The sequence below is a fragment of the Caballeronia sp. LZ003 genome (assembly GCF_031451465.1).
GTDB lineage: Bacteria > Pseudomonadota > Gammaproteobacteria > Burkholderiales > Burkholderiaceae > Caballeronia.
Map to the genome: position 1 here is coordinate 402,786 of NZ_JARUXJ010000004.1, position 19,669 is coordinate 422,454.

Here is a 19,669-nt window from a genome sequence, read left to right on the forward strand (position 1 = left end):
AGGCGGCTATCGGATTTCGTTGCCCGGCGAACGCGCGCCACACGCGCGAAGCACCAGCCGCACGACTTCCTCGGTCTCCTCGTCGAACGCCTTTCGAGTCAGCGCGCGCTTGCCCTTCAGCGCGCGAATCTGCGCGTCGAAATCGGCGTAATGCTGAGTGATCGCCCATATCAGAAACATGAAGGTCTGCGGTTCGACAGGCGCAAGCAGTCCACGCGCGATCCATCCTTCGATTACCGTGACGCGCGTATCGAGCCACGGTTTTACGCGTTCGTTCAACACGTCTTGCATGTGATGCGCGCCGTGAATGATCTCGCTTGCCCAGACTTTCGATCCGAGCGGCCGGCGCCGCGACAACTCCATCTTTGCGCGCACATAGCCGCCGATCGCTTCTGCAGGATCGTCGCTGCATTCGAACGTATCCGCCGCGCGATGCCAGTCTTCGAAGAGGTCTTCGAGCACGCGTCGATAGAGCGCGAGCTTGGTCGGGAAGTAGTAATGCAGATTGGCTTTCGGCAGGCCGGCGCGCTCGGCGATCATCGCGGTGCTCGCGCCTTCGAGTCCTTTCTCGGCGAAAACGGCTTCGGCGCAAGCCAAAAGGTGAGCCTCGTTGGTCTCGCGAATTTGTGCCTTGCGCCGCCGCAAAGGCGGAACGGCGTTACTGCTTTCTTCGATGCCGGGCGACGCTTCGTCGTGTCTCATTGTTCCTTCCGTAGGCCTCGTGTGCCGCATCGTGCCTGATTTGCGGCGTTCGTGCATGCCGCGCTGTTCTCAATTCTGCATGCCTCAGCAAGTTCGACCAAGTGATGCTGCAGCGCAATGGCACGCTTCTCGCTCTGTTCGCTTCAACACGAAAGACGTTGATTTGCTTATTTTAATCGGCTACAACCTGTCCAGTCGGACAGGATTTGAAGCGAAGCCGAATGGCTCGAATGCAGCATCGATCGTACAAGTAAAAGCATGCACCGCGCGCGTGCAAGTCTGCACCCGCCGCGCGCCGGATGCACGAAAAGCAGTCCCCGACATACGAAGCTCATCGTAAGGAGCGAGGCGCATGAACGCGGTTACGGATGCAATGAGAGAGGCTGGTCTCGACACGTCCATCAAGGTCAACGGTCAACGTCTGTGGGACAGCCTGATGTCGATGGCGAAGATCGGCGCAACGCCCAAAGGCGGTGTCTGCCGGCTCGCGCTGACCGATCTGGACAAGGAAGGGCGCGATCTCATCGTGAGTTGGGCGAAAGAAGCGGGCTGCACGGTGAGCGTCGACCAGATGGGCAACGTGTTCATGCGCCGCGCGGGCCGTCATCCCGACGCGCTGCCCGTCATGACGGGCTCTCACGCCGATTCGCAGCCGACGGGCGGCCGCTTCGACGGCATCTACGGCGTGCTCGGCGGCCTCGAAGTCATCCGCACGCTCAACGATCACGCGATCGAGACGGAGCATCCCGTCGAGGTCGTCATCTGGACCAACGAAGAAGGCTCCCGCTTCGCGCCGGCGATGGTCGCATCGGGCGTATTCGCAGGCGTGTTCTCGCTCGATTACGGGTTGTCGCGCAAGGACGTCGATGGCAAGACCATCGGCGAAGAACTCGAACGTATTGGTTATGCAGGCGACGTTCCGTGCGGCGGCCGCAAGCTGCACGCGGCGTTCGAATTGCATATCGAGCAGGGCCCGATTCTCGAAGCCGAGGACAAGACAATCGGCGTCGTCACCGATGCGCAAGGCCAGCGCTGGTACGAGATCACACTGACAGGTCAGGAAGCGCATGCGGGCCCGACGCCCATGCCGCGCCGCAAAGACGCGTTGCTCGGCGCATCGCGCGTGGTGGATCTCGTCAACCGCATCGGACTGGATCACGCGCCGTTCGCCTGCGCCACGGTCGGCATGATGCAGGTCTATCCGAACTCTCGCAACGTGATTCCGGGCCGCGTGTTCTTCACCGTGGACTTCCGTCATCCCGACGACGCCGTGCTCGCGAAAATGGACGCCGCGCTGCGCGAAGGCGTCGAGCGCATTGCGGGCGGCATCGGCCTCACAACCGAACTCGAGCAAATCTTCTACTACGAACCCGTCAAGTTCGATGCCGCGTGCGTCGACTCCGTGCGCGCGGCAGCCAAACGCTTCGGCTATTCGCATCGCGACATGGTGTCGGGCGCGGGCCACGACGCGTGCTACCTCTCGCAAGTCGCGCCGACATCGATGGTATTCGTTCCTTGTGTCGACGGCATCAGCCATAACGAAGTAGAAGACGCCTCGCAGGAATGGATCGAAGCGGGCGCGAACGTGCTTTTGCACGCCATGCTCGAGCGCGCGTCGGAACCCGTCTCTTAACGGCTATTCGTCGATTTTTTCCAAAGCACCGTTCGCGTCGTCCCGCGCGAACGGCGGGAATCGCTACGTCCTCATATCGAAGAAGGAACGCGTATGACCATGAAGATTGCGGGCCACAGGCTCACGCAGGAACAACTCGCATGCGAGTTTTCGGATGTCGCGCCCTTGCTCGATGCGACTGCCGCCGCCGCCGCGGCAAGCCGCTGTCATTACTGTTATGACGCGCCATGCGTGCAGGCTTGTCCCACGCAGATCGATATTCCGAGCTTCATCCGCAAGATCAGTCACGGTAATCTCAAAGGCGCGGCCGTCGATATTCTCTCGGCCAATCCGCTCGGCGGCATGTGCTCGCGGGTGTGTCCGACCGAGATACTGTGCGAAGGTAGTTGCGTGCGCAATCATCCGGTTGACGAGCCGGTGCGAATCGGCGCGTTGCAGCGCCATGCAACCGATTCGGCGATGGCGCGCGGCGAACCCTTGTTCAAGCGCGCGCCGGAAACGGGACGACGAATCGCGATCGTCGGTGCGGGACCGGCGGGACTTGCGTGTGCGTATCGCCTCGCGCTGGCCGGCCATCAGGCGATCATTTTCGATGCGCGCGCCAAACCCGGCGGTCTCAACGAATACGGCATCGCGGCGTACAAGACGGTGGAAGACTTCGCGCAACGCGAGATCGAATGGCTGCATTCGATCGGCGGTATCGAAATCAAAACGGGCGTGGCGCTCGGCCGCGATGTGACGCTCGACGAACTGCGCAAGCAATACGACGCGGTGTTCATCGGCTTCGGTCTGGCGGGTGTGCGTGAGCTGGCGCTGGAAGGCGAGTCGCTCGAAGGCGTGATGAACGCGGTGGATTTCATCGAGCAAGTGCGTCAGGCCGATGACCTCGCGAGCGTGCCGGTCGGGCGGCGTGTGGTGGTGATCGGCGGCGGCAATACGGCTGTCGATGCCGCCGTGCAAAGCCGCAAGCTCGGCGCGACCTCGGTGACCATGGCGTACCGGCGCGGCGTCGAGAACATGGGCGCGACCTGGGCGGAACAGGAGTTCGCGCAGAACAACAACGTGACCATCGTGACGCATGCGAACCCCGTGCGTCTGATCGGCGCGGACGGACACGTCACGGGCGTGGAGTTCGACCGCGCGGGCGAGCGCTTGATCATCGAAGCGGACATGGTGCTGAAGGCCATCGGGCAGACGCTCGTGCCGGTGGGTATCGACCGGGAATTGTTGAGTCTCGATGGCGGGCGCATCGTCACCGACGAGAACCGTCAGACGACGCTCGCGAAAGTCTGGGCCGGCGGCGACTGCGCGACGCACGAAGGACTCGATCTCACCGTGCAGGCCGTGCAGGACGGCAAGCTCGCGGCGGCGTCCATTGGCGCGTCTTTCGAACTCACGGCGATCAAGGCCGCGTAAAAACCCCGCAACGCATTCGATACGGAGCCGCTAAAAACATGGCCGATCTTCGCTGCACTATCGCTGGCATTACATCGCCGAATCCGTTCTGGCTTGCATCGGCGCCGCCGACCGACAAAGCGTATAACGTCAACCGCGCGTTCGAAGCGGGCTGGGGCGGCGTCGTATGGAAGACGCTCGGACTCGACCCGCATGTGGTCAACGTCAGTTCGCGTTATGGCGCCGTGCAATGGAACGGGCAACGCATGGCGGGGCTGAACAACATCGAGCTGATCACCGACCGCCCGCTCGACATCAACCTGAAAGAGATCGCGCAAGTGAAGCGCGACTGGCCGGACCGCGCGCTGATCGTCTCGTTGATGGTGCCGTGCAACGAGAAAGACTGGAAGTGGATTCTCACGCAGGTGGAAGACACCGGCGCGGATGCGGTCGAACTCAACTTCGGCTGTCCGCATGGCATGAGCGAGCGCGGCATGGGCGCGGCGGTCGGGCAAGTGCCGGAGTATGTCGAGATGGTCACGCGCTGGGTGAAGGAAGGCACGCAGTTGCCGTGTCTCGTGAAGCTCACGCCGAATATCAGCGACATTCGCATGGGGTCGCGCGCGGCGTTCAAGGGCGGCGCGGATGGCGTGTCGCTCATCAACACCATCAATTCGATCGTCTCCGTCGACCTCGACCAGATGGCGCCGATGCCCACCGTCGACGGCAAAGGCACGCACGGCGGCTACTGCGGCCCGGCCGTGAAGCCGATTGCGCTCAACATGGTCGCCGAGATCGCGCGCGACCCCGAAACGCCCGATTTGCCGATCTCGGGCATCGGCGGAATCTCCACCTGGCGCGACGCCGCCGAATTCATGGTGCTCGGCGCGGGCAGCGTGCAGGTGTGCACGGCGGCGATGCACTACGGGTTTCGCATCGTCTCCGATCTTGCTGACGGCCTCTCGAACTGGATGGACGAAAAAGGCTACGCCACGCTCGACGACATTCGCGGGCGCGCGGTGCAGAACGTGACGGACTGGAAGTACCTCAATCTCAAGTACGACATCAAGGCGCGCATCGATCAGGACAAGTGCATCAAGTGCGGGCTGTGCCATATTGCGTGCGAGGACACGTCGCATCAGGCCATTCTCAAGGAGAAGGACGGCAAGCGTCACTTCGAAGTCGTCGATGCCGAGTGCGTCGGCTGCAATCTGTGCATGCACGTATGCCCGGTCGAGCAATGCATCACGATGGAACGCGTCGATGCCGGCGAGTACGCGAACTGGACCACGCATCCGAACAATCCGGCGCGTGTCGATGCGGAAGAAGCCGCCAAAGCCGCCTGAAGTCATTGCAACGATCAACAGGAGTTCGTCCGATGAAGCAGACAGCGCAATCTGTCGATCCGAATTTCGCGGCCAACTTGCAGGCGAGCAGCCTGTATAACGACGACCTCGCGCCAACGGGTCTCGCGCAGCGCACGTGGAAGTGGTATCACTTCGCGGCGCTGTGGGTCGGCATGGTGATGAACATCGCGTCCTACATGCTCGCGGCGGGGCTCACCGAGCAGGGCATGTCGCCGTGGCAGGCGGTGGTGACGGTGTTGCTCGGCAACCTGATCGTGCTCGTGCCGATGCTCCTGATCGGTCACGCGGGGGCGAAGCACGGCATTCCTTACGCGGTGCTGGTGCGCTCGTCGTTCGGCACGCAGGGCGCGAAGTTACCGGCGCTGTTGCGGGCCGTCGTCGCATGCGGCTGGTATGGCATTCAGACGTGGCTCGGCGGCAGCGCGATCTACACGCTGCTCAACATTCTCACGGGCAACGCGCTGCACGGCGAGGCGCTGCCGCTTCTCGACATCTCTGCCGGACAGCTTGCGTGCTTCCTCGTGTTCTGGGCGCTGCAGATTTACTTCATCGTGCATGGTACCGATTCGATCCGCTGGCTCGAAAGCTGGTCCGCGCCGATCAAGGTGCTGATGTGCATCGCGCTCGTCTGGTGGGCGACGAGCAAGGCGGGCGGCATCGGCAACATGTTGTCGGCGCCGTCGCAGTTCGTCGCGGGTGGCAAGAAGGAAGGACTCTTCTGGGCGACGTTCTGGCCGGGTCTTACCGCGATGGTCGGCTTCTGGGCGACGCTCGCGCTGAACATTCCCGACTTCACGCGCTTCGCCCGCTCGCAGCGCGATCAGGTGATCGGGCAGTCCATCGGTCTGCCTGCGCCGATGGCCTTGTTGTCCGTGATTTCGGTGGTGGTGACATCGGCGACGGTCGTGATCTACGGCAAGGCGATCTGGGACCCGATCGACCTGACGAGCCGCATGACGGGCATCGGCGTGGGCGTTGCGCTCGTCATCCTCACGCTCGACACCATGTGCTGCAATCTCGCGGCCAATCTCGTCGGTCCGGCTTACGATTTTTCGAGTCTCTGGCCAAAGGGCATTTCGTATCGCGCGGGCGGCATGATCACGGCGACGATCGCCATCGTCATGATGCCGTGGAAAATTCTCGCCACCACGCAGGGTTATATCTTTACCTGGCTCGTCGGTTACTCGGCGTTGCTCGGGCCCGTCGCGGGCATTTTGATGGTCGATTACTTCCTGATTCGCGGCACCCGGCTCGATCACCACGAACTCTTCGATGAACACGGCGAATATTCGTATAGCGGCGGCTGGAATATCGCGGCGGTGGTGGCGCTGCTCGTCGGCGTGCTGCCCAATCTGCCGGGCTTCCTGCATACGGCGTTCCCCGCGTCGTTCCCTAACGTGCCGGCGTTCTTCAACATGCTTTATACGTATGCCTGGTTCGTCGGGCTCGTGCTGGCCGCGCTCGTGTATGGTTCGTGGATGAAGCTGCGCGGCAGCCCGCAGGCCGGGGTTCTGAGCGCATGAGCGTCCGAAGGAATTTTCGAAGCCCAAGATTCGCAAGGAGAAGACAATGCCAACCCTGATTCGCGGCGGCACCATCATCGATCCGGAACGCAGCTATCGCGCAGATGTCTTGTGCGCCGACGCCGCGTCCGGCGGCACGATCCTGGCGATCGGGCCGGATCTCGAAGTACCGGCGGGCACGAAGATCGTCGACGCGGGCGGACAGTACGTGATGCCCGGCGGGATCGATCCGCACACGCACATGGAACTGCCTTTCATGGGCACGACCGCCAGCGACGACTTCTATACCGGCACGGCGGCGGGCTTGTCGGGCGGCACGACGAGCATCATCGATTTCGTGATTCCGAGCCCGAAGCAACCGCTCATGGCAGCGTTCAAGGAGTGGCGCGGCTGGGCCGAGAAGGCATCGGCGGATTATGGCTTTCACGTCGCGGTGACGTGGTGGGACGAATCGGTGCATCGCGACATGGGCCTGCTCGTGCATGAGCACGGCGTCTCCAGCTTCAAGCATTTCATGGCCTACAAGAACGCGATCATGGCCGATGACGAAGTGCTCGTGAACAGCTTCACGCGCTCGCTCGAACTCGGCGCGCTGCCGACCGTGCATGCGGAAAACGGCGAGCTCGTGTTCCAGTTGCAGAAGCAACTGCTTGCGAAGGGCTTCACGGGACCGGAGGCGCATCCGCTTTCGCGCCCGCCTGAAGTGGAGGGCGAGGCGGCCAATCGCGCCATTCGCATCGCGCAGGTGCTCGGCGTGCCTATCTATATCGTGCATGTATCGGCGAAAGATGCCGTCGATGTCATTGCGCGTGCTCGCAACGACGGCCTGCGTGTGTTCGGCGAAGTGCTGCCGGGGCATCTCGTGATCGACGAATCGGTGTATCGCGATCCCGACTGGACGCGTGCCGCCGCGCACGTGATGAGCCCGCCGTTTCGCACGAGCGAGCATCGCGAGGCGCTGTGGCGCGGGCTGCAGTCCGGGCAGCTTCACACGACGGCGACGGATCATTGCGTGTTCTGTGCATCGCAAAAGGCCATGGGGCGAGAGGACTTCACGAAGATTCCAAACGGCTGCGGCGGCGTGGAAGACCGGATGTCGGTGTTGTGGCATCACGGCGTGAACATGGGGCGTCTCACGCCGAACGAGTTCGTGCGCGTGACATCGACCAACGCGGCGCAGATCTTCAATCTGTATCCGAGGAAGGGCGCGGTGCAGGTGGGTTCGGATGCGGACCTCGTCGTGTGGGACCCGGCGGCGACGCGGACCATCTCCGTGAAGACGCATCATCAGAAGGTGGACTTCAATGTGTTCGAGGGCATGACGGTGCAAGGCGTGGCCACGCATACGCTCACGCGCGGCGAACTCGCCTGGACCGATGGCGATTTGCGCGCGGTACGCGGCGCGGGTCAATACCTGAAGCGTCCGCCAAATTCGTCGTACTTCGAGGCGGCGCGCGTGCAGAACAAGCTGAAGGAGCAGCATCCGGTGGAGCGCGCGGGGGATAAGGCAATGAAGGCCGCCTGAGTGGTTCGAACCGGCCTCGTGTGGCTCGACGCTGCACCGGGCTTGGTCACATCCGAAGCATGTTCACACGCTTGCAAGCATAATCCGGCACGCTGTCCTCTTATCCAGCGCTGCCCGAATCATGCCGATGCGAAACCTCCACAAGCTTTGCCTTCTCGCTGTCACGACGGCCTTCTGCACGACGCTTTCCACTGCGCGCGCGGCGAATCCGAACGCGCTGTGGGAAATCGTCCACGACTATTGCGAGCCCGCCGCCGAGGGCGCGCCGGTCAAGCAGAAATGCGCCGACGTAAACCTCACGGACGGCTACGCGGTGCTGAAGGATATCGTGGGCGTCGCGCAATATCTGTTGATTCCGACGGCGCGTGTGAGCGGCATCGAAAGTCCCTTGATACTGGAGCCGCAGACGCCGAATTATTGGCGCGACGCATGGCGAGCGCGCCGTTATGTCGATGACAAGCTTCGCCGCTCCTTGCCACGCGATCAAGTGTCGTTTGCAATCAACTCGGCAAGCGGGCGCACGCAGAACCAGTTGCATATTCATATCGACTGCCTCGCGTCCGACGTCGCGCAGACGTTGCGCGAAGTCGGGCCGGGCATCGGCCGCGAATGGGCGCCGTTGCCGGTGCGCTTGCGCGGGCATCGGTACGACGCCATGCGGATCGACGACGCGGATCTTACGCATACCGATCCTTTTGCGCTGCTCGCGCCTTACGCGGCGCGTCGCGGACAAACGATGGGCGACCAGACGCTGTTGCTGGCCGGCGCATGGTTGCCCGATGGCAAGCCCGGATTCTTTCTTCTCAACGATCATGTGCAACCGGGCGACTGGGCTTCGTCGGAAGAACTGCAGGATCACACGTGCGCGTTAGCCGATCGGTCTATAGAGAAACCGTGACGAAAGAGCAAGAATGACGGCAGGCTGTTTCATTCGGATCACGAAGAAAAATTTTGTGACGCCGCTTGAACGCCTCTTGTCAAACTTCTTTCATGTAGTCACGATAATGCACATCGACATCTTGTTCGATCCGCAGAAGGACGCGGCGAACGTCAATCGTCATGGCATGTCGCTGGAACGTACGCGGGAAATCGCGTGGCGAGAGGTGATGTGTCACGCAGACGCTCGTCGCGACTACGGCGAGGTACGCGAGGTCGGCTTCGTGCCGATAGAAGGGAAAGTACATTGCGTGGTGTTCACGCAGCGAGGCGGCGCATTGCGAATCATCAGCTTGCGTCGCGCCAATAACCGGGAGAATGAGAGATATGAGCGAAGCATCGTACAGGTTTTACCGCAATACGCCGGAAGAGGAGGCGGAGATCGAACGGGGCATTCAGATGGACCCTGACACCTACGTCATGTCCGACGCCGAGTTCGAAGCCGCCATGCGCTGGGCAGACAGCCAGTCCGGTGAATTAACCGCAAACCAAGTTACGCCGCCGCGTTGACGTCCTGCTTGTGCGACTGACTTCCCCAGTCAGTCGCGCGGCAACGGGTCAATGCGCTTCACGGCTTATCACTCGATGCGCGAACACTCGCGGACCGACGCCTTCGACCCGCGCTTCCGGCATGACCCGTCGCAAAGTGCGTAATGTGAACGCAAGGTCTTCGCTCGCTACATCGAATTCGAGCCTTAGCGCGCATCCTTCGCGCTGCGCCTGACTGACATATACGCCGAGAGGCGAGTGAAACAACTGGCGGATGCGCTCGCAAGATGCATCGTCGTTCGCCATGCGGGCGCGCGCCATGATCCGTAACCGCTGACAAGCGCCGCCGTGATGGCCGGCAAACTGCGCAAGTGTCATATCCATGATCGGGCTCCATCGCGTCTTTTCTTGATATAAGCATACGCGGGGCCTTGTCAACGCCGTATCAGGAAACAGATGCGGCGCGTAAAAATCTCATCAATCGAAGCCCTGAAAAACCGCGTCGTCCGGGCCGATGGAAGCCGGCGATTTCCACGTCGCGTCGCGCATGGAATGCCGCACCTGATGCTCAACGCCCAGCAGAACGGCAAAGATCGCCATTCGAACTGCAATGCCGTTGTCGGTTTGCCGGAAGATGGCAAGACGCGGATCGTGATTCAGGTCGGTGGCGAGATCGTTCGCGCCGGGACGGCTGTCGCGCGGCAGCGGATGCATGATGAGCGTGTCGCGTCCGCAGGCTTCGTTCACGAGCGCCTGGTTGATCTGGAAGTCCGGCGTATAGCCTTCGATGGACTCGTCCGCGAAACGCTCTTTCTGAATGCGCGTGGCATAGACGACATCCGCGCCCGCAAGACCCGCGCGCAGATCGCTCGTCTGTTCGATAACATGATCGCCCCGCGCGATTCGCTCGATGATATGCGCCGGCATTTCCAGCGAACCCGGCGAAATCAGCGTGAACTTGAGGCCCTTGTAAAGCGAGAGCAGCTTGGCAAGCGAATGGACGGTGCGGCCATATTTGAGGTCGCCGACCATCGCGATATGCGCGCCATCAACTATTTTCCCGAGCCGCGAAAACTCGCGCTGGATCGTGTAGAGGTCGAGCAGCGCCTGGCTCGGATGCTCGCCGGGGCCGTCGCCAGCGTTGATCACGGGAATGTTGGTCGCACGCGCGAACTCCGCGACGGAGCCTTGCTCGGGATGCCGCACGACGATAGCGTCCGCATAGCCGCTGATCACGCGGCTCGTGTCGTAGATGGATTCGCCCTTCGCCATCGACGAGAACGTGAAGCCGGTCGTGTCGACCACCGAGCCACCGAGCCGACAGAACGCCGAGCCGAAACTCACACGGGTACGTGTGCTCGCCTCGAAGAACAGGTTCGCCAGCACCGCGCCCTCCAGCACGCGCGTGATTTTTCGGCGCCGCGCGATGGGCTGCATCATGTCCGCTGTGCGAAAGAGCGCTTCGGCCGATTCACGCGAGAACTGATCGATGGAGACGAGCTGCGGGCGGCTTTCGTATGCAATCGACGGATATACGCTTTGCGTAGATGTTCCACCCTCGGGCATGCCGTCCAGAATCTCGCCGACATAGCGCGCGGCGATCTCCGGCATGGCGCGCGATTCCGGCGACTCGTCCGGCAGAAGCCATGTGTCCAGCGCACGCCGCGACACGCCGATGCGGGCCGCGAAGGCATCGCGGGTCATGTTCAGACGCCGCATGGCGTCGCGAAGCACGGTCTGTTGCTGGCTCACGGTCGTCGCTCCTTGAATGTACACGGAGCGTATATTAGGTCACTCGCCGATCAGATGCAACACCAGTTCGCGATCATGCGATGCCGTGCGGTGCTCGAATACGTATATGCCTTGCCACGTGCCGAGCACCATGCGGCCCGCTTCGACCGGAATCGAGAGCTGGACGGTGGTGAGCGCGGTGCGCAGATGCGCGGGCATGTCGTCGGGACCTTCGGCGTCGTGGACATAGCGGCCCGGCGCTTCGGGCGCGACGGTTTCGAAATAGCGTTCGAGGTCCGTGCGCACGTCGGGATCGGCGTTCTCCTGAATCAAGAGCGACGCGGACGTGTGTCTGCAGAAGATGGTCAGCAAGCCGGTGCGGATATCCTGATGATCGACCCAGCGGTCGATGGCGCGCGTGACTTCGTGCAAACCGCGCGAGCCGGTTGCAACCGTCAGATGTTGAAGTGCCTGTTTCATGTCGGTCCCGTTCGAAAAGATGCGAAAGATGCGGGAAGATGCTTCTGTCAGTCTACCGGCTATGCTTTTGGCAAGGGAGCAAAGAGCGATGACATCGAAAGTCCCGCCCGGATGGCGCTATCTGACCGCGTTGGCGTGCCTGCTGCCCGTCACGCTTGCGGCACTCGCCGACGACGCACGCGTCAATCGCGGTGACGACCCGTTCATGCAAGTATCGAAAGCAATCGCGAATTGCCCGACCCCGCGCGGTCCCGTCGAAACCGAACAGGAATGGCGCGACGAAGCGCATTACCGCATCGAGCGCGGCAATAGCTGCTGGATCGCGGGACGCTGCCGCCTCTCGAACAGCTACGCGTACGACCGGGAAATCGCCGAGAGCACGACGCGCCGCCTCAACGCGCTCAACGCGTCGCTGCAGTGGCGCGAGCACACCAGCCTGTGGCTCACGATCCAGCGCCGCTTCATCTATCTCGACGGCTGCGTCACGCGCGATTTCGACAAAGCGCGCTTCGTATCGGAATTAGGCGAGACCGCCGATGTCGAAAAGATCATCGACCGGACGACAACGCAGCCCTGAGCGCGCAATTCGCGCGTAAGCTGAAAGCAGCATCGTCCCCGGCGGTCGTCGCCCATGAAAACCCATCTTTGCGAGTGGCTCAGTCATATGTCGCTGATGGCCACGTTCTTGCCACTCGACTCCGCCGGTCTGGGTCTCGTCGTGCTGGGGCTCGGCTTACTCGTCGCGGAAATGTTCCTGCCGACCTTCGGCGCGCTCGGCATCGGCGGAATCATTGTGTTTTCGACCGGCGCGCTCATGCTCGTCAATAACGGAGTGCCTGCCTTCGGCATGCCCTTGAGCCTCTTGACGGGGTTCGCTATCGTAGCCGCGCTCTTCGTGTTCGGCGTGTCGAGCGTCGCCTTGAAGGCGCGCAAGCGGCCCGTGGTGAGCGGCAGCGAAGCGATGCCAGGCAGTATCGGCGTGATGCTCGATGCAACCGGCGCCGCGCCCGCAAGTGGCTGGGCGCGTGTGCACGGTGAACGCTGGCGCGTGCAGACGGCTTCTTCGCGAGAACTTCCAGGCGAGGGCGCGCTCGTGCGTGTGCTGTCGCGGCACGGACTGACGCTCATGGTCGAAGCGCTGGAGCGCGACCGGCAATCGCATCAACACTAACGAGGCATTAAAAATGGGGCTTACTTTTGGGTTTGGCGGCATTGTCATTGCGCTCGTCATCATTCTCGTGCTTTCGTCGGTGCGCATTTTTCGCGAGTACGAACGCGGCGTCGTGTTCACGCTCGGCCGCTTCTGGAAAGTGAAGGGGCCGGGGCTCGTGCTGATCATTCCGGCGGTGCAGCAAGTAGTGCGGATGGACCTGCGCACCGTCGTCTTCGACGTGCCGCCGCAGGATGTCATCACGCGCGACAACATCTCGGTGAAGGTGAATGCGGTGGTGTACTTTCGCGTCGTCGACCCGGAGAAAGCGGTGATTCAGGTCGCGCGTTTTCTGGAAGCCACGAGTCAGCTCGCGCAGACCACCTTGCGCGCGATACTCGGCAAGCATGAACTCGACGATCTGCTTTCGGAACGCGAGCGCCTGAACAGCGACATTCAGCGCGTGCTCGATGCCCAGACCGATGCCTGGGGCATCAAGGTATCGAATGTCGAGATCAAGGACGTGGATATCGCCGAGACGATGATCCGCGCCATCGCGCGCCAGGCCGAAGCCGAGCGCGAGCGCCGCGCGAAGATCATTCATGCGGAAGGGGAGTTGCAGGCATCCGAGAAACTTCTGCAAGCGGCTCAGATGCTGGCGCAGGCGCCGCAAGCCATGCAACTGCGCTACTTGCAGACGTTGACGACGATCGCCAGCGACAAGAGCACCACGATCGTCTTCCCCATACCGATCGATATCGTGAGCGCGGTGCTCGACAAGATCGGCAAGGGTGGCCGCGAGAGTTAAACCAGCGCGGGGAAGTCCAGCGTGGTGTCGTTCACGCGATTGAAGAGATTCGTGAAGTTGATGACGCTCGCGGCGAAGAGCGCGTCGATCACTTGCGCGTCGCTGTAACCTGCCGCGCGCACGGCATCGAGCACTTCGGCTTTCACCGTGCCGCGTGAACCGGTGGCTTCGCGCACGAAGCGCACGAGCGCATCGCGTTTATCGTTGCCGGTGGCGGTACTCGCGCGAATCTGCTTCGTTTCTTCCTGCGTGAGACCGGCCAGCTTGCCGACGACCGTGTGCGCGGCTTCACAATAGTCACAACCTGCCTGTCCGCTGACGGCGAGCTTCACGGCTTCGATATCGGCTTTGCTCAAACTGCTTTTAGCGAGCGTCGCGTCATTGGCGAGCGATGCCGCGAGCGCGCCGGGACTATGCGTGCCGACGGTTGCATACGCATTGGGTACGCGGCCTGCGGCCTTCTTGATCTTGGCGAAGAGTTCGGCGGTGTCACCCGTGGCTTCGTTCACATCGACTTTGGAAATGCGGGACATGGTGTGCTCCTTTTGGTTGATTGCCATGTGTCGTGGCATGGATGCACTGTATGTCTTTGCCGGAATCGCGTGAATGCTCTCCAGGCTCGGAAAGATGCTCGCGCGTCTCAATCGAGTGGATGATGTTTCAAGAAGAGGATGGAAAGGGTTTGCTCACGAACCTCGACCCGGCGAGGCCGAAGCGCCAGGGCACGTCCATTGCCTTGGAAATGCCGATGCGCGGCCCGCTCACAATATCGACTGCATCGTCCGGTGCTTCGACGCAGAACGGCGCTTCGAGCAGCGACATGCCGTTCTGCTTATGCGTGATGCCCAGGGCTTGCGCAAGGCGGCCCGGGCCGGAACAAAGCAGCTTGATGGGTTCGAGCCCGCGTCGTTCGCGCATGAGATCGAGTCCGACGAGCGGCTCGATGGCGCGAATCAGCACGCCGGCGCCATGACCTTCTTCGCGGCAAACGAAGTTCAGACACCAGTGGATGCCATAGGATCGATAGACATAAGCATGAGCGGACGGTCCGAACATGACCGCGTTGCGCGGCGTGAGACCCGAGAAAGTATGCGAAGCGGGATCTTCGCGGTCGTATGCTTCGGTTTCGACGATACGTCCACCGACGCCATCGAAAGTGACGATGGCGCCGATCAGCTGCCGCGCCACGATGTCCGACGCGGCATTGAAGTCGATAGCAGAATGGAGTGTGGGCTTGGCTTTCACAGAAGGTATTCTAACCGCGCACAAGATAACGACGGAGAGATGCTCACATGAAGTCTTCCTGGTTCCTCAAGTTCTCGAATGGTCTCTCGCGCGTGGCGGGACATGCGTCGACGTTCATCATTGCGGTCGTGCTGGTGATCGTGTGGGCCGTCTCCGGTCCGATCTTTCACTTCAGCGACACATGGCAGCTTGTCATCAACACGTCGACGACCATCGTCACGTTTCTCATGGTGTTCCTCATCCAGAACACCCAGAACCGCGATACCGCCGCTATGCAGATCAAGCTCGATGAATTGATCCGTGCAGTGGACAACGCGCATAACGCTTTACTCGACCTCGAAGAACTCGACGAGAAAGACCTGGCCATTTTTCGTAAGCGCTATGCAAAACTGGCGGAGGAAGCGCGTGACGACTTGCGCTCGGCGAGCAAGGATATCGACATGCCGATTTTCCCGAACGATGCCCGACGCAAGGAAAAGAAATAGTTGGATATTGCGCCCGATGACAGTCGCGCTTAAGGTTAAACAAAAAGTTTGCAGAACGTGCTAAAGCGCGTGACAAGCAGGTATTAATGGTTGTAGCATTAACCTTACAGCGCGATATCCGGTTTTAGCGATGCTTGAATAATAAGCGGCATCGGTCGGAGCGACGGCCTCGAACGCCGTCGAAGCCCCGGCATGCAAAGGCGGAGCCCGAACGCCTCGCAAACGTTTTCTGAAAAAAATGCAAAGGCACGGAGAGTCGCGCGCTCGCTTTCAAGACACGCTTTAAACACGCTAAAAGAAAAATTTCTCTCTATAAAGTTTTAGCGTCGTTTGCCGACAGCGGTCTAGTTCATTCATTTTAAAACGTCGAATTAAGGCCATTTCCGGCCTCTAAATGGCGAAGTAATTCCTTGTGGCTCTAGCTAGGATTGCTGTACCCGGTACCCCTAATGCCGGGCCGCACCTACCTACTCAATGCAAAAACAAGGAATGACCAAAATGACCAAGTTTCTCAAGAAATTCATCCGCGACGAACGTGGCGTCAGCGCGATGGAATACGCGATTCTGGCTGGGATCGTCGCAGTCGCGCTCGGAGCGATGGCTGCAACTTTTAGCGGCAACATCCAGACCTGGTTCACGGGCCTGAATGCGAAGGTCACGACCGCGACCGGCAACGCTGGCTAAGCGAGCGGCCGAGATCCGCGTGAGTCGCGCGGATCTCCTTCTCGTTCCTCCCTCTTTCAGAAGCCATCGACCGTGCAGTTCGCCTCCCTCGCCATTCGTCTCGTCGTGCTGTGTGCGCTCCTGTGGCTCGCCGTCGTCGACGTTCGCGCTCGCCGCCTGCCAACCCGGATCGTCATGGTGATCGGCGCGCTCTATTTCATCGACGCTGTACTGCTCGAACGCCCGATCGACGATGTTATCGCGCATCTCGTGCTGGCCTGTGTCGTGTTCGCGGTCTGCGCCGCGCTTTTCGCCGCAAACATGCTCGGCGGAGGCGATGCGAAGCTTGCGGCGGTCATCTTCCTGTGGACAGGACTCAGCCTTTCCTTGCCCGCGCTCACGTTCATTTCGGTGATCGGCACGGTGGTCTCGCTGGTCAGTCTCGTGACTCGCAACATGAATCCCGAACAATCGTCGCGGCCCATGCGCGCACTAGCAATGTTCTCCGGCACGCGTGGTGTGCCCTACGGTGTAGCGCTCGCATTCGGCGGCGGTCTCGTGATCGTGCTTCCGGCCGCGCTGCCCTTGTTATCGACGCGATAGGACAACGCTCCCATGTCCAACATCATCAAATTTGCGGTGCTGCTCGTCGGCGCCCTCCTTATCGCGCTGATCGTGCGTGTGGTCGTGGCGAACGCGTCCGCGCCATCCACGCCTGCGATCACCACCGAAAAGGTTCTCGTCAGCGCCGCCGCTCTGCCGCAAGGCCTTTTGCTGCGCGACGAGGACATCACCTGGAAGGCGACGCCCGCTAACCAGATTCCGCCAAACGCCATTGTTTCCGGCGCGCCAAACGCGCCGGAACTGAAAGGGGCGCTGTTGCGCCATCCGGTTGATAGCGGCGCGATCCTCGTCACCGACGATGTGATCCTGCCCAGCGCGCCGGGTTTTCTTGCCGCGACGCTCAAACCTGAAATGCGCGCCGTGTCGGTTGCCGTGGACGACGTCTCAGGCAACGCGGGTCTGATACAGCCGGGTGACTATGTCGATCTGCTTCTCACTCAGCAGATGGACCGCCGCACCGATTCGCCGGACCTCGCCGTGTCGAGCGAAACCGTGGTCGAGCATGTCCGCGTGCTGGCTGTCGGCTCCGAAATCAAACGTCCGAAGGCGAATAGCGACGCCCCCGATAACGTCACGCGCGCCCGCACCGTCACGCTCGAAGTCACGCCGCGCATGGGCGAAGTCGTGGCTGTTGCCGCGCGTCTTGGCAGCCTATCGCTCGCGCTGCGCAGCTTTGCCACGGCGAGCCGCGATCCGGCGAACGCTGCTGCGGCTAGCGCGCCCTCGGCCGAGCGTCCGCCGATCTGGGCGGGCGATATCTCCCGCGCCGTGCGTGCTCTGCCGCATGCCCGCGCGCCGCAACCAAGCGCGCCTGGCGTCAGCGCCGCGCCGCTGCCGCGCACGGTCACGGTTTATCGCGGATCGGAAAAGAGCGACGGCCAGACGAGCGTCGCGCAAGCCGGCGGCGTCGTCACTGAAAACGCTCCCCCGCTGCCGACCGTCCCCGTTCAGCGTTAATGCCGAGCCGTCCGACGGACCCGGCGACCAAGGAAAAGAATCTCATGAAAACGCAGTTCAGCCCGAGATCGAAAACGTGGCGTGCGCTTGTCGCGGCCGGCGGTCTCGCGGGTTTCGCGCTGACGTCGCTCGCGGAAGGCGCGGAACCCGCCGTGGTCCATGTCGCCGCGCGTCCGCTCAATGCCGCGCAGAAGCCCGGCGTTACGCCAGCCGATGCGCCGCAAGGCATGCTCACGCTCGATGCGGGCAAGGGCACGATGCTTCATCTGTCGGAGGACGCGGTCTCGGTATTCGTCGCCGATCCAGCGGTAGCCGATGTGCAAGTGGCGTCGCCTCGCACGGTCTACGTGCTCGGCAAGAAGGGCGGCTCGACCACGCTCTACGCGATGGCCGCGAACAATCGTCCACTGTTGCAACGCACGGTGATAGTGACACGCGACACGATCGCGTTGCGCGCAATGCTTCAGGCGCGCTTTCCAAATATGAACGTCGATGTAAGCGGCGCGCCCGGTTCGCTCGTGCTGACCGGCCAGGCGCACAGCGCAGCCGATGCGGATGCCGTGGTGCAGGCCGTCCTGCCGATGCTCGCCGAAAAGGAAGCCCTGATCAATCGCATGACGGTGGACCGGCCTTTGCAAGTGCAGTTGCGCGTGCGTATCACCGAGGTGGACCGCAATATCACGCAGCAGCTCGGCATCAACTGGCAGGCGTTGGGTAACACCGTGGGCAACTTCTATGGCGGCGTCTTTAGCGGCCGGCAACTCTACAACTACAACCAGCCGCTCACGAGTTCGACGGGGCAAGTATCGTATCCCGTGAATCTGCCGACCAACAATGCCTACTCGATCTTTGGCGCTTTCAAGACCGGCAGCACGGATATTCGCGCGCTCGTCGATGCGCTCAATCAGGAAGGCTTGCTTACCGTGCTCGCAGAGCCGAATCTCGTCGCCTTGTCGGGACAGACGGCGAGCTTCCTTGCGGGTGGTGAATTCCCGATTCCCGTTTCGCAGATCAACGGCGCAATCAGCATCGAATTCAAGCAGTTCGGCGTCAAGCTGGACTTCACGCCGACCGTGCTCAACGACCGCCGCATCAGCCTAAAGGTGCGTCCGGAAGTGAGTCAGATCGATACATCCGCGAGCGTCACGACCGGCGGCGTCACGGTGCCGGGCCTCTCGGTGCGCCGCGCCGATACCACCGTGGAACTCGGAAGCGGTCAGAGCTTCGCCATCGGTGGACTGTTGCAGACCAACACGAGCGACATTGTTTCGCAGGTGCCGGGCCTCGGCTCGCTGCCGATCCTGGGCAAGCTCTTTTCTTCGACCAATTACATCAATAACAAGACCGAACTCGTGATCATGGTGACGCCGTATATCGTCGAGCCGACCGATCCGGCGAAGTTGCGGACGCCCCTCGAATCGCTGGTGTCGCCTAGCAGCGATGTCGAATACAGCTTCTCGAAGCGAAGCGACGCAAGCGCATCCACGCCCGCAGCCTCGGCATCGGGTCAGCCGCGTCTCGTCGGCGCAGCCGGCTATGTCTATTGAGTCTCACGCCATGAACCACTCTCCGAAACGCCGATCCGTCACGCCGCTCCTCGTGGTGTGCGCGCTTGCGCTGCCGCTCACCGGTTGCTTCAAGCCGCCGCGCGGCATGCCCGACGAGACCGTCATCCAGTTCGACGGCAAGAATGCGCTGCCGCCCGATTGCGACAGCCTCGCACGTCCGTCGCTTTTGACCGACGCCGGTATTCGTCGCCCGTCGATGCAATGGGGCTGCGCCACCTATACGAATCTCGCGGCGCAACTCGCGCGTCCGGAAGACCTCGTGCATCCGCGCACGCTTGGTCCGGCGGATGCCGCCGTTGCCGCGAGCGCGGTGCATCGCTACGAAACCGGGCAGGTCATTCCGCTCGATACAGCAACGTCCCGCAACAGCAAATAACATCACATAGCA

21 protein-coding genes and 1 pseudogene are annotated in these 19,669 nt (G+C 61.7%); 16 read left to right on the forward strand and 6 right to left on the reverse strand.

Annotated elements, in window-relative coordinates:
• Positions 1 to 6: 6 nt before the first annotated feature.
• Complete coding sequence (locus QCE79_RS25955) at positions 7 to 702, reverse strand: TetR/AcrR family transcriptional regulator (RefSeq protein WP_250467350.1); 696 nt, start codon at positions 700 to 702, stop codon at positions 7 to 9.
• A 352-nt stretch (positions 703 to 1,054) separates the two neighbouring features.
• Here QCE79_RS25955 and QCE79_RS25960 point away from each other — a divergent pair, with 352 nt between their 5' ends.
• The 7 genes from QCE79_RS25960 to QCE79_RS25990 all read left to right on the forward strand — a co-directional run bounded on the left by QCE79_RS25960 (position 1,055) and on the right by QCE79_RS25990 (position 9,491).
• Entirely contained in the window at positions 1,055 to 2,335 is a 1,281-nt protein-coding gene (locus QCE79_RS25960) for a Zn-dependent hydrolase (RefSeq protein WP_309848718.1), read from the forward strand.
• Between the two features lie 93 nt (positions 2,336 to 2,428).
• Positions 2,429 to 3,751: an NAD(P)-dependent oxidoreductase gene (locus tag QCE79_RS25965; protein ID WP_309848721.1), complete on the forward strand. Its 1,323-nt coding sequence runs from the start codon at positions 2,429 to 2,431 to the stop codon at positions 3,749 to 3,751.
• Positions 3,752 to 3,789: 38 nt separating this feature from the next.
• Positions 3,790 to 5,076, forward strand: coding sequence for an NAD-dependent dihydropyrimidine dehydrogenase subunit PreA (gene preA / locus QCE79_RS25970; protein ID WP_244829380.1), 1,287 nt, complete (start codon positions 3,790 to 3,792; stop codon positions 5,074 to 5,076).
• A 32-nt stretch (positions 5,077 to 5,108) separates the two neighbouring features.
• Positions 5,109 to 6,620 (forward strand): NCS1 family nucleobase:cation symporter-1, encoded by a 1,512-nt coding sequence (locus QCE79_RS25975; RefSeq protein ID WP_309848726.1) that lies wholly within the window; start codon positions 5,109 to 5,111, stop codon positions 6,618 to 6,620.
• Between the two features lie 46 nt (positions 6,621 to 6,666).
• On the forward strand, positions 6,667 to 8,145 hold the full coding sequence (hydA, locus tag QCE79_RS25980; protein ID WP_250493564.1) for a dihydropyrimidinase: 1,479 nt from the start codon (positions 6,667 to 6,669) through the stop codon (positions 8,143 to 8,145).
• 127 nt (positions 8,146 to 8,272) lie between these two features.
• A complete protein-coding gene (locus QCE79_RS25985) occupies positions 8,273 to 9,043 on the forward strand; it encodes a CDP-diacylglycerol diphosphatase (protein ID WP_309848730.1) in 771 nt (256 codons plus the stop codon).
• A 13-nt stretch (positions 9,044 to 9,056) separates the two neighbouring features.
• Entirely contained in the window at positions 9,057 to 9,491 is a 435-nt protein-coding gene (locus tag QCE79_RS25990) for a BrnT family toxin (protein ID WP_309848733.1), read from the forward strand.
• A gap of 148 nt (positions 9,492 to 9,639) precedes the next feature.
• Here the strand turns inward: QCE79_RS25990 and QCE79_RS25995 are convergent, their stop codons facing one another.
• The 3 genes from QCE79_RS25995 to QCE79_RS26005 all read right to left on the reverse strand — a co-directional run bounded on the left by QCE79_RS25995 (position 9,640) and on the right by QCE79_RS26005 (position 11,781).
• Positions 9,640 to 9,954: a hypothetical protein gene (locus tag QCE79_RS25995; RefSeq protein WP_244829384.1), complete on the reverse strand. Its 315-nt coding sequence runs from the start codon at positions 9,952 to 9,954 to the stop codon at positions 9,640 to 9,642.
• A gap of 93 nt (positions 9,955 to 10,047) precedes the next feature.
• The gene (locus QCE79_RS26000; RefSeq protein ID WP_404989438.1) at positions 10,048 to 11,289 is read right to left on the reverse strand and encodes an aspartate carbamoyltransferase; all 1,242 of its coding nucleotides are present in this window, start codon (positions 11,287 to 11,289) and stop codon (positions 10,048 to 10,050) included.
• Positions 11,290 to 11,361: 72 nt separating this feature from the next.
• Complete coding sequence (locus QCE79_RS26005; protein ID WP_244829385.1) at positions 11,362 to 11,781, reverse strand: secondary thiamine-phosphate synthase enzyme YjbQ; 420 nt, start codon at positions 11,779 to 11,781, stop codon at positions 11,362 to 11,364.
• 88 nt (positions 11,782 to 11,869) lie between these two features.
• Between QCE79_RS26005 and QCE79_RS26010 the strand changes: the two genes are divergently transcribed.
• From QCE79_RS26010 to QCE79_RS26020, 3 genes and pseudogenes are all read left to right on the forward strand, one after another.
• On the forward strand, positions 11,870 to 12,358 hold the full coding sequence (locus tag QCE79_RS26010) for a BON domain-containing protein (RefSeq protein WP_250467345.1): 489 nt from the start codon (positions 11,870 to 11,872) through the stop codon (positions 12,356 to 12,358).
• A 108-nt stretch (positions 12,359 to 12,466) separates the two neighbouring features.
• Positions 12,467 to 12,952: pseudogene (locus QCE79_RS26015) on the forward strand (NfeD family protein); the annotation flags it as partial.
• A gap of 13 nt (positions 12,953 to 12,965) precedes the next feature.
• Positions 12,966 to 13,739: a slipin family protein gene (locus QCE79_RS26020; RefSeq protein ID WP_244829387.1), complete on the forward strand. Its 774-nt coding sequence runs from the start codon at positions 12,966 to 12,968 to the stop codon at positions 13,737 to 13,739.
• Here the strand turns inward: QCE79_RS26020 and QCE79_RS26025 are convergent.
• Positions 13,736 to 14,272 carry a carboxymuconolactone decarboxylase family protein gene (locus QCE79_RS26025; RefSeq protein WP_309848738.1) on the reverse strand — a complete coding sequence of 179 codons (537 nt, stop codon included), beginning with the start codon at positions 14,270 to 14,272 and terminating at the stop codon, positions 13,736 to 13,738. The two genes, QCE79_RS26020 and QCE79_RS26025, sit on opposite strands and share 4 nt — an antisense overlap.
• Before the next feature lie 127 nt (positions 14,273 to 14,399).
• Complete coding sequence (locus QCE79_RS26030) at positions 14,400 to 14,984, reverse strand: DNA-3-methyladenine glycosylase (protein WP_309848741.1); 585 nt, start codon at positions 14,982 to 14,984, stop codon at positions 14,400 to 14,402.
• A gap of 47 nt (positions 14,985 to 15,031) precedes the next feature.
• On the opposite strand from QCE79_RS26030, the gene QCE79_RS26035 reads away from it, so the two are divergent.
• The 6 genes from QCE79_RS26035 (at position 15,032) to QCE79_RS26060 (ending at position 19,657) form a co-directional block, all read left to right on the forward strand.
• A complete protein-coding gene (locus QCE79_RS26035; protein WP_244829390.1) occupies positions 15,032 to 15,469 on the forward strand; it encodes a low affinity iron permease family protein in 438 nt (145 codons plus the stop codon).
• Positions 15,470 to 15,967: 498 nt separating this feature from the next.
• Positions 15,968 to 16,153, forward strand: coding sequence for a Flp family type IVb pilin (locus QCE79_RS26040; RefSeq protein ID WP_309848745.1), 186 nt, complete (start codon positions 15,968 to 15,970; stop codon positions 16,151 to 16,153).
• Between the two features lie 72 nt (positions 16,154 to 16,225).
• Complete coding sequence (locus tag QCE79_RS26045) at positions 16,226 to 16,735, forward strand: prepilin peptidase (RefSeq protein WP_309848747.1); 510 nt, start codon at positions 16,226 to 16,228, stop codon at positions 16,733 to 16,735.
• Positions 16,736 to 16,747: 12 nt separating this feature from the next.
• Positions 16,748 to 17,713: a Flp pilus assembly protein CpaB gene (gene cpaB, locus QCE79_RS26050; RefSeq protein WP_309848750.1), complete on the forward strand. Its 966-nt coding sequence runs from the start codon at positions 16,748 to 16,750 to the stop codon at positions 17,711 to 17,713.
• 44 nt (positions 17,714 to 17,757) lie between these two features.
• The gene (locus QCE79_RS26055; RefSeq protein ID WP_404989418.1) at positions 17,758 to 19,260 is read left to right on the forward strand and encodes a type II and III secretion system protein family protein; all 1,503 of its coding nucleotides are present in this window, start codon (positions 17,758 to 17,760) and stop codon (positions 19,258 to 19,260) included.
• A gap of 10 nt (positions 19,261 to 19,270) precedes the next feature.
• Entirely contained in the window at positions 19,271 to 19,657 is a 387-nt protein-coding gene (locus QCE79_RS26060; protein WP_309848752.1) for a CpaD family pilus assembly lipoprotein, read from the forward strand.
• Positions 19,658 to 19,669: the final 12 nt, after the last annotated feature.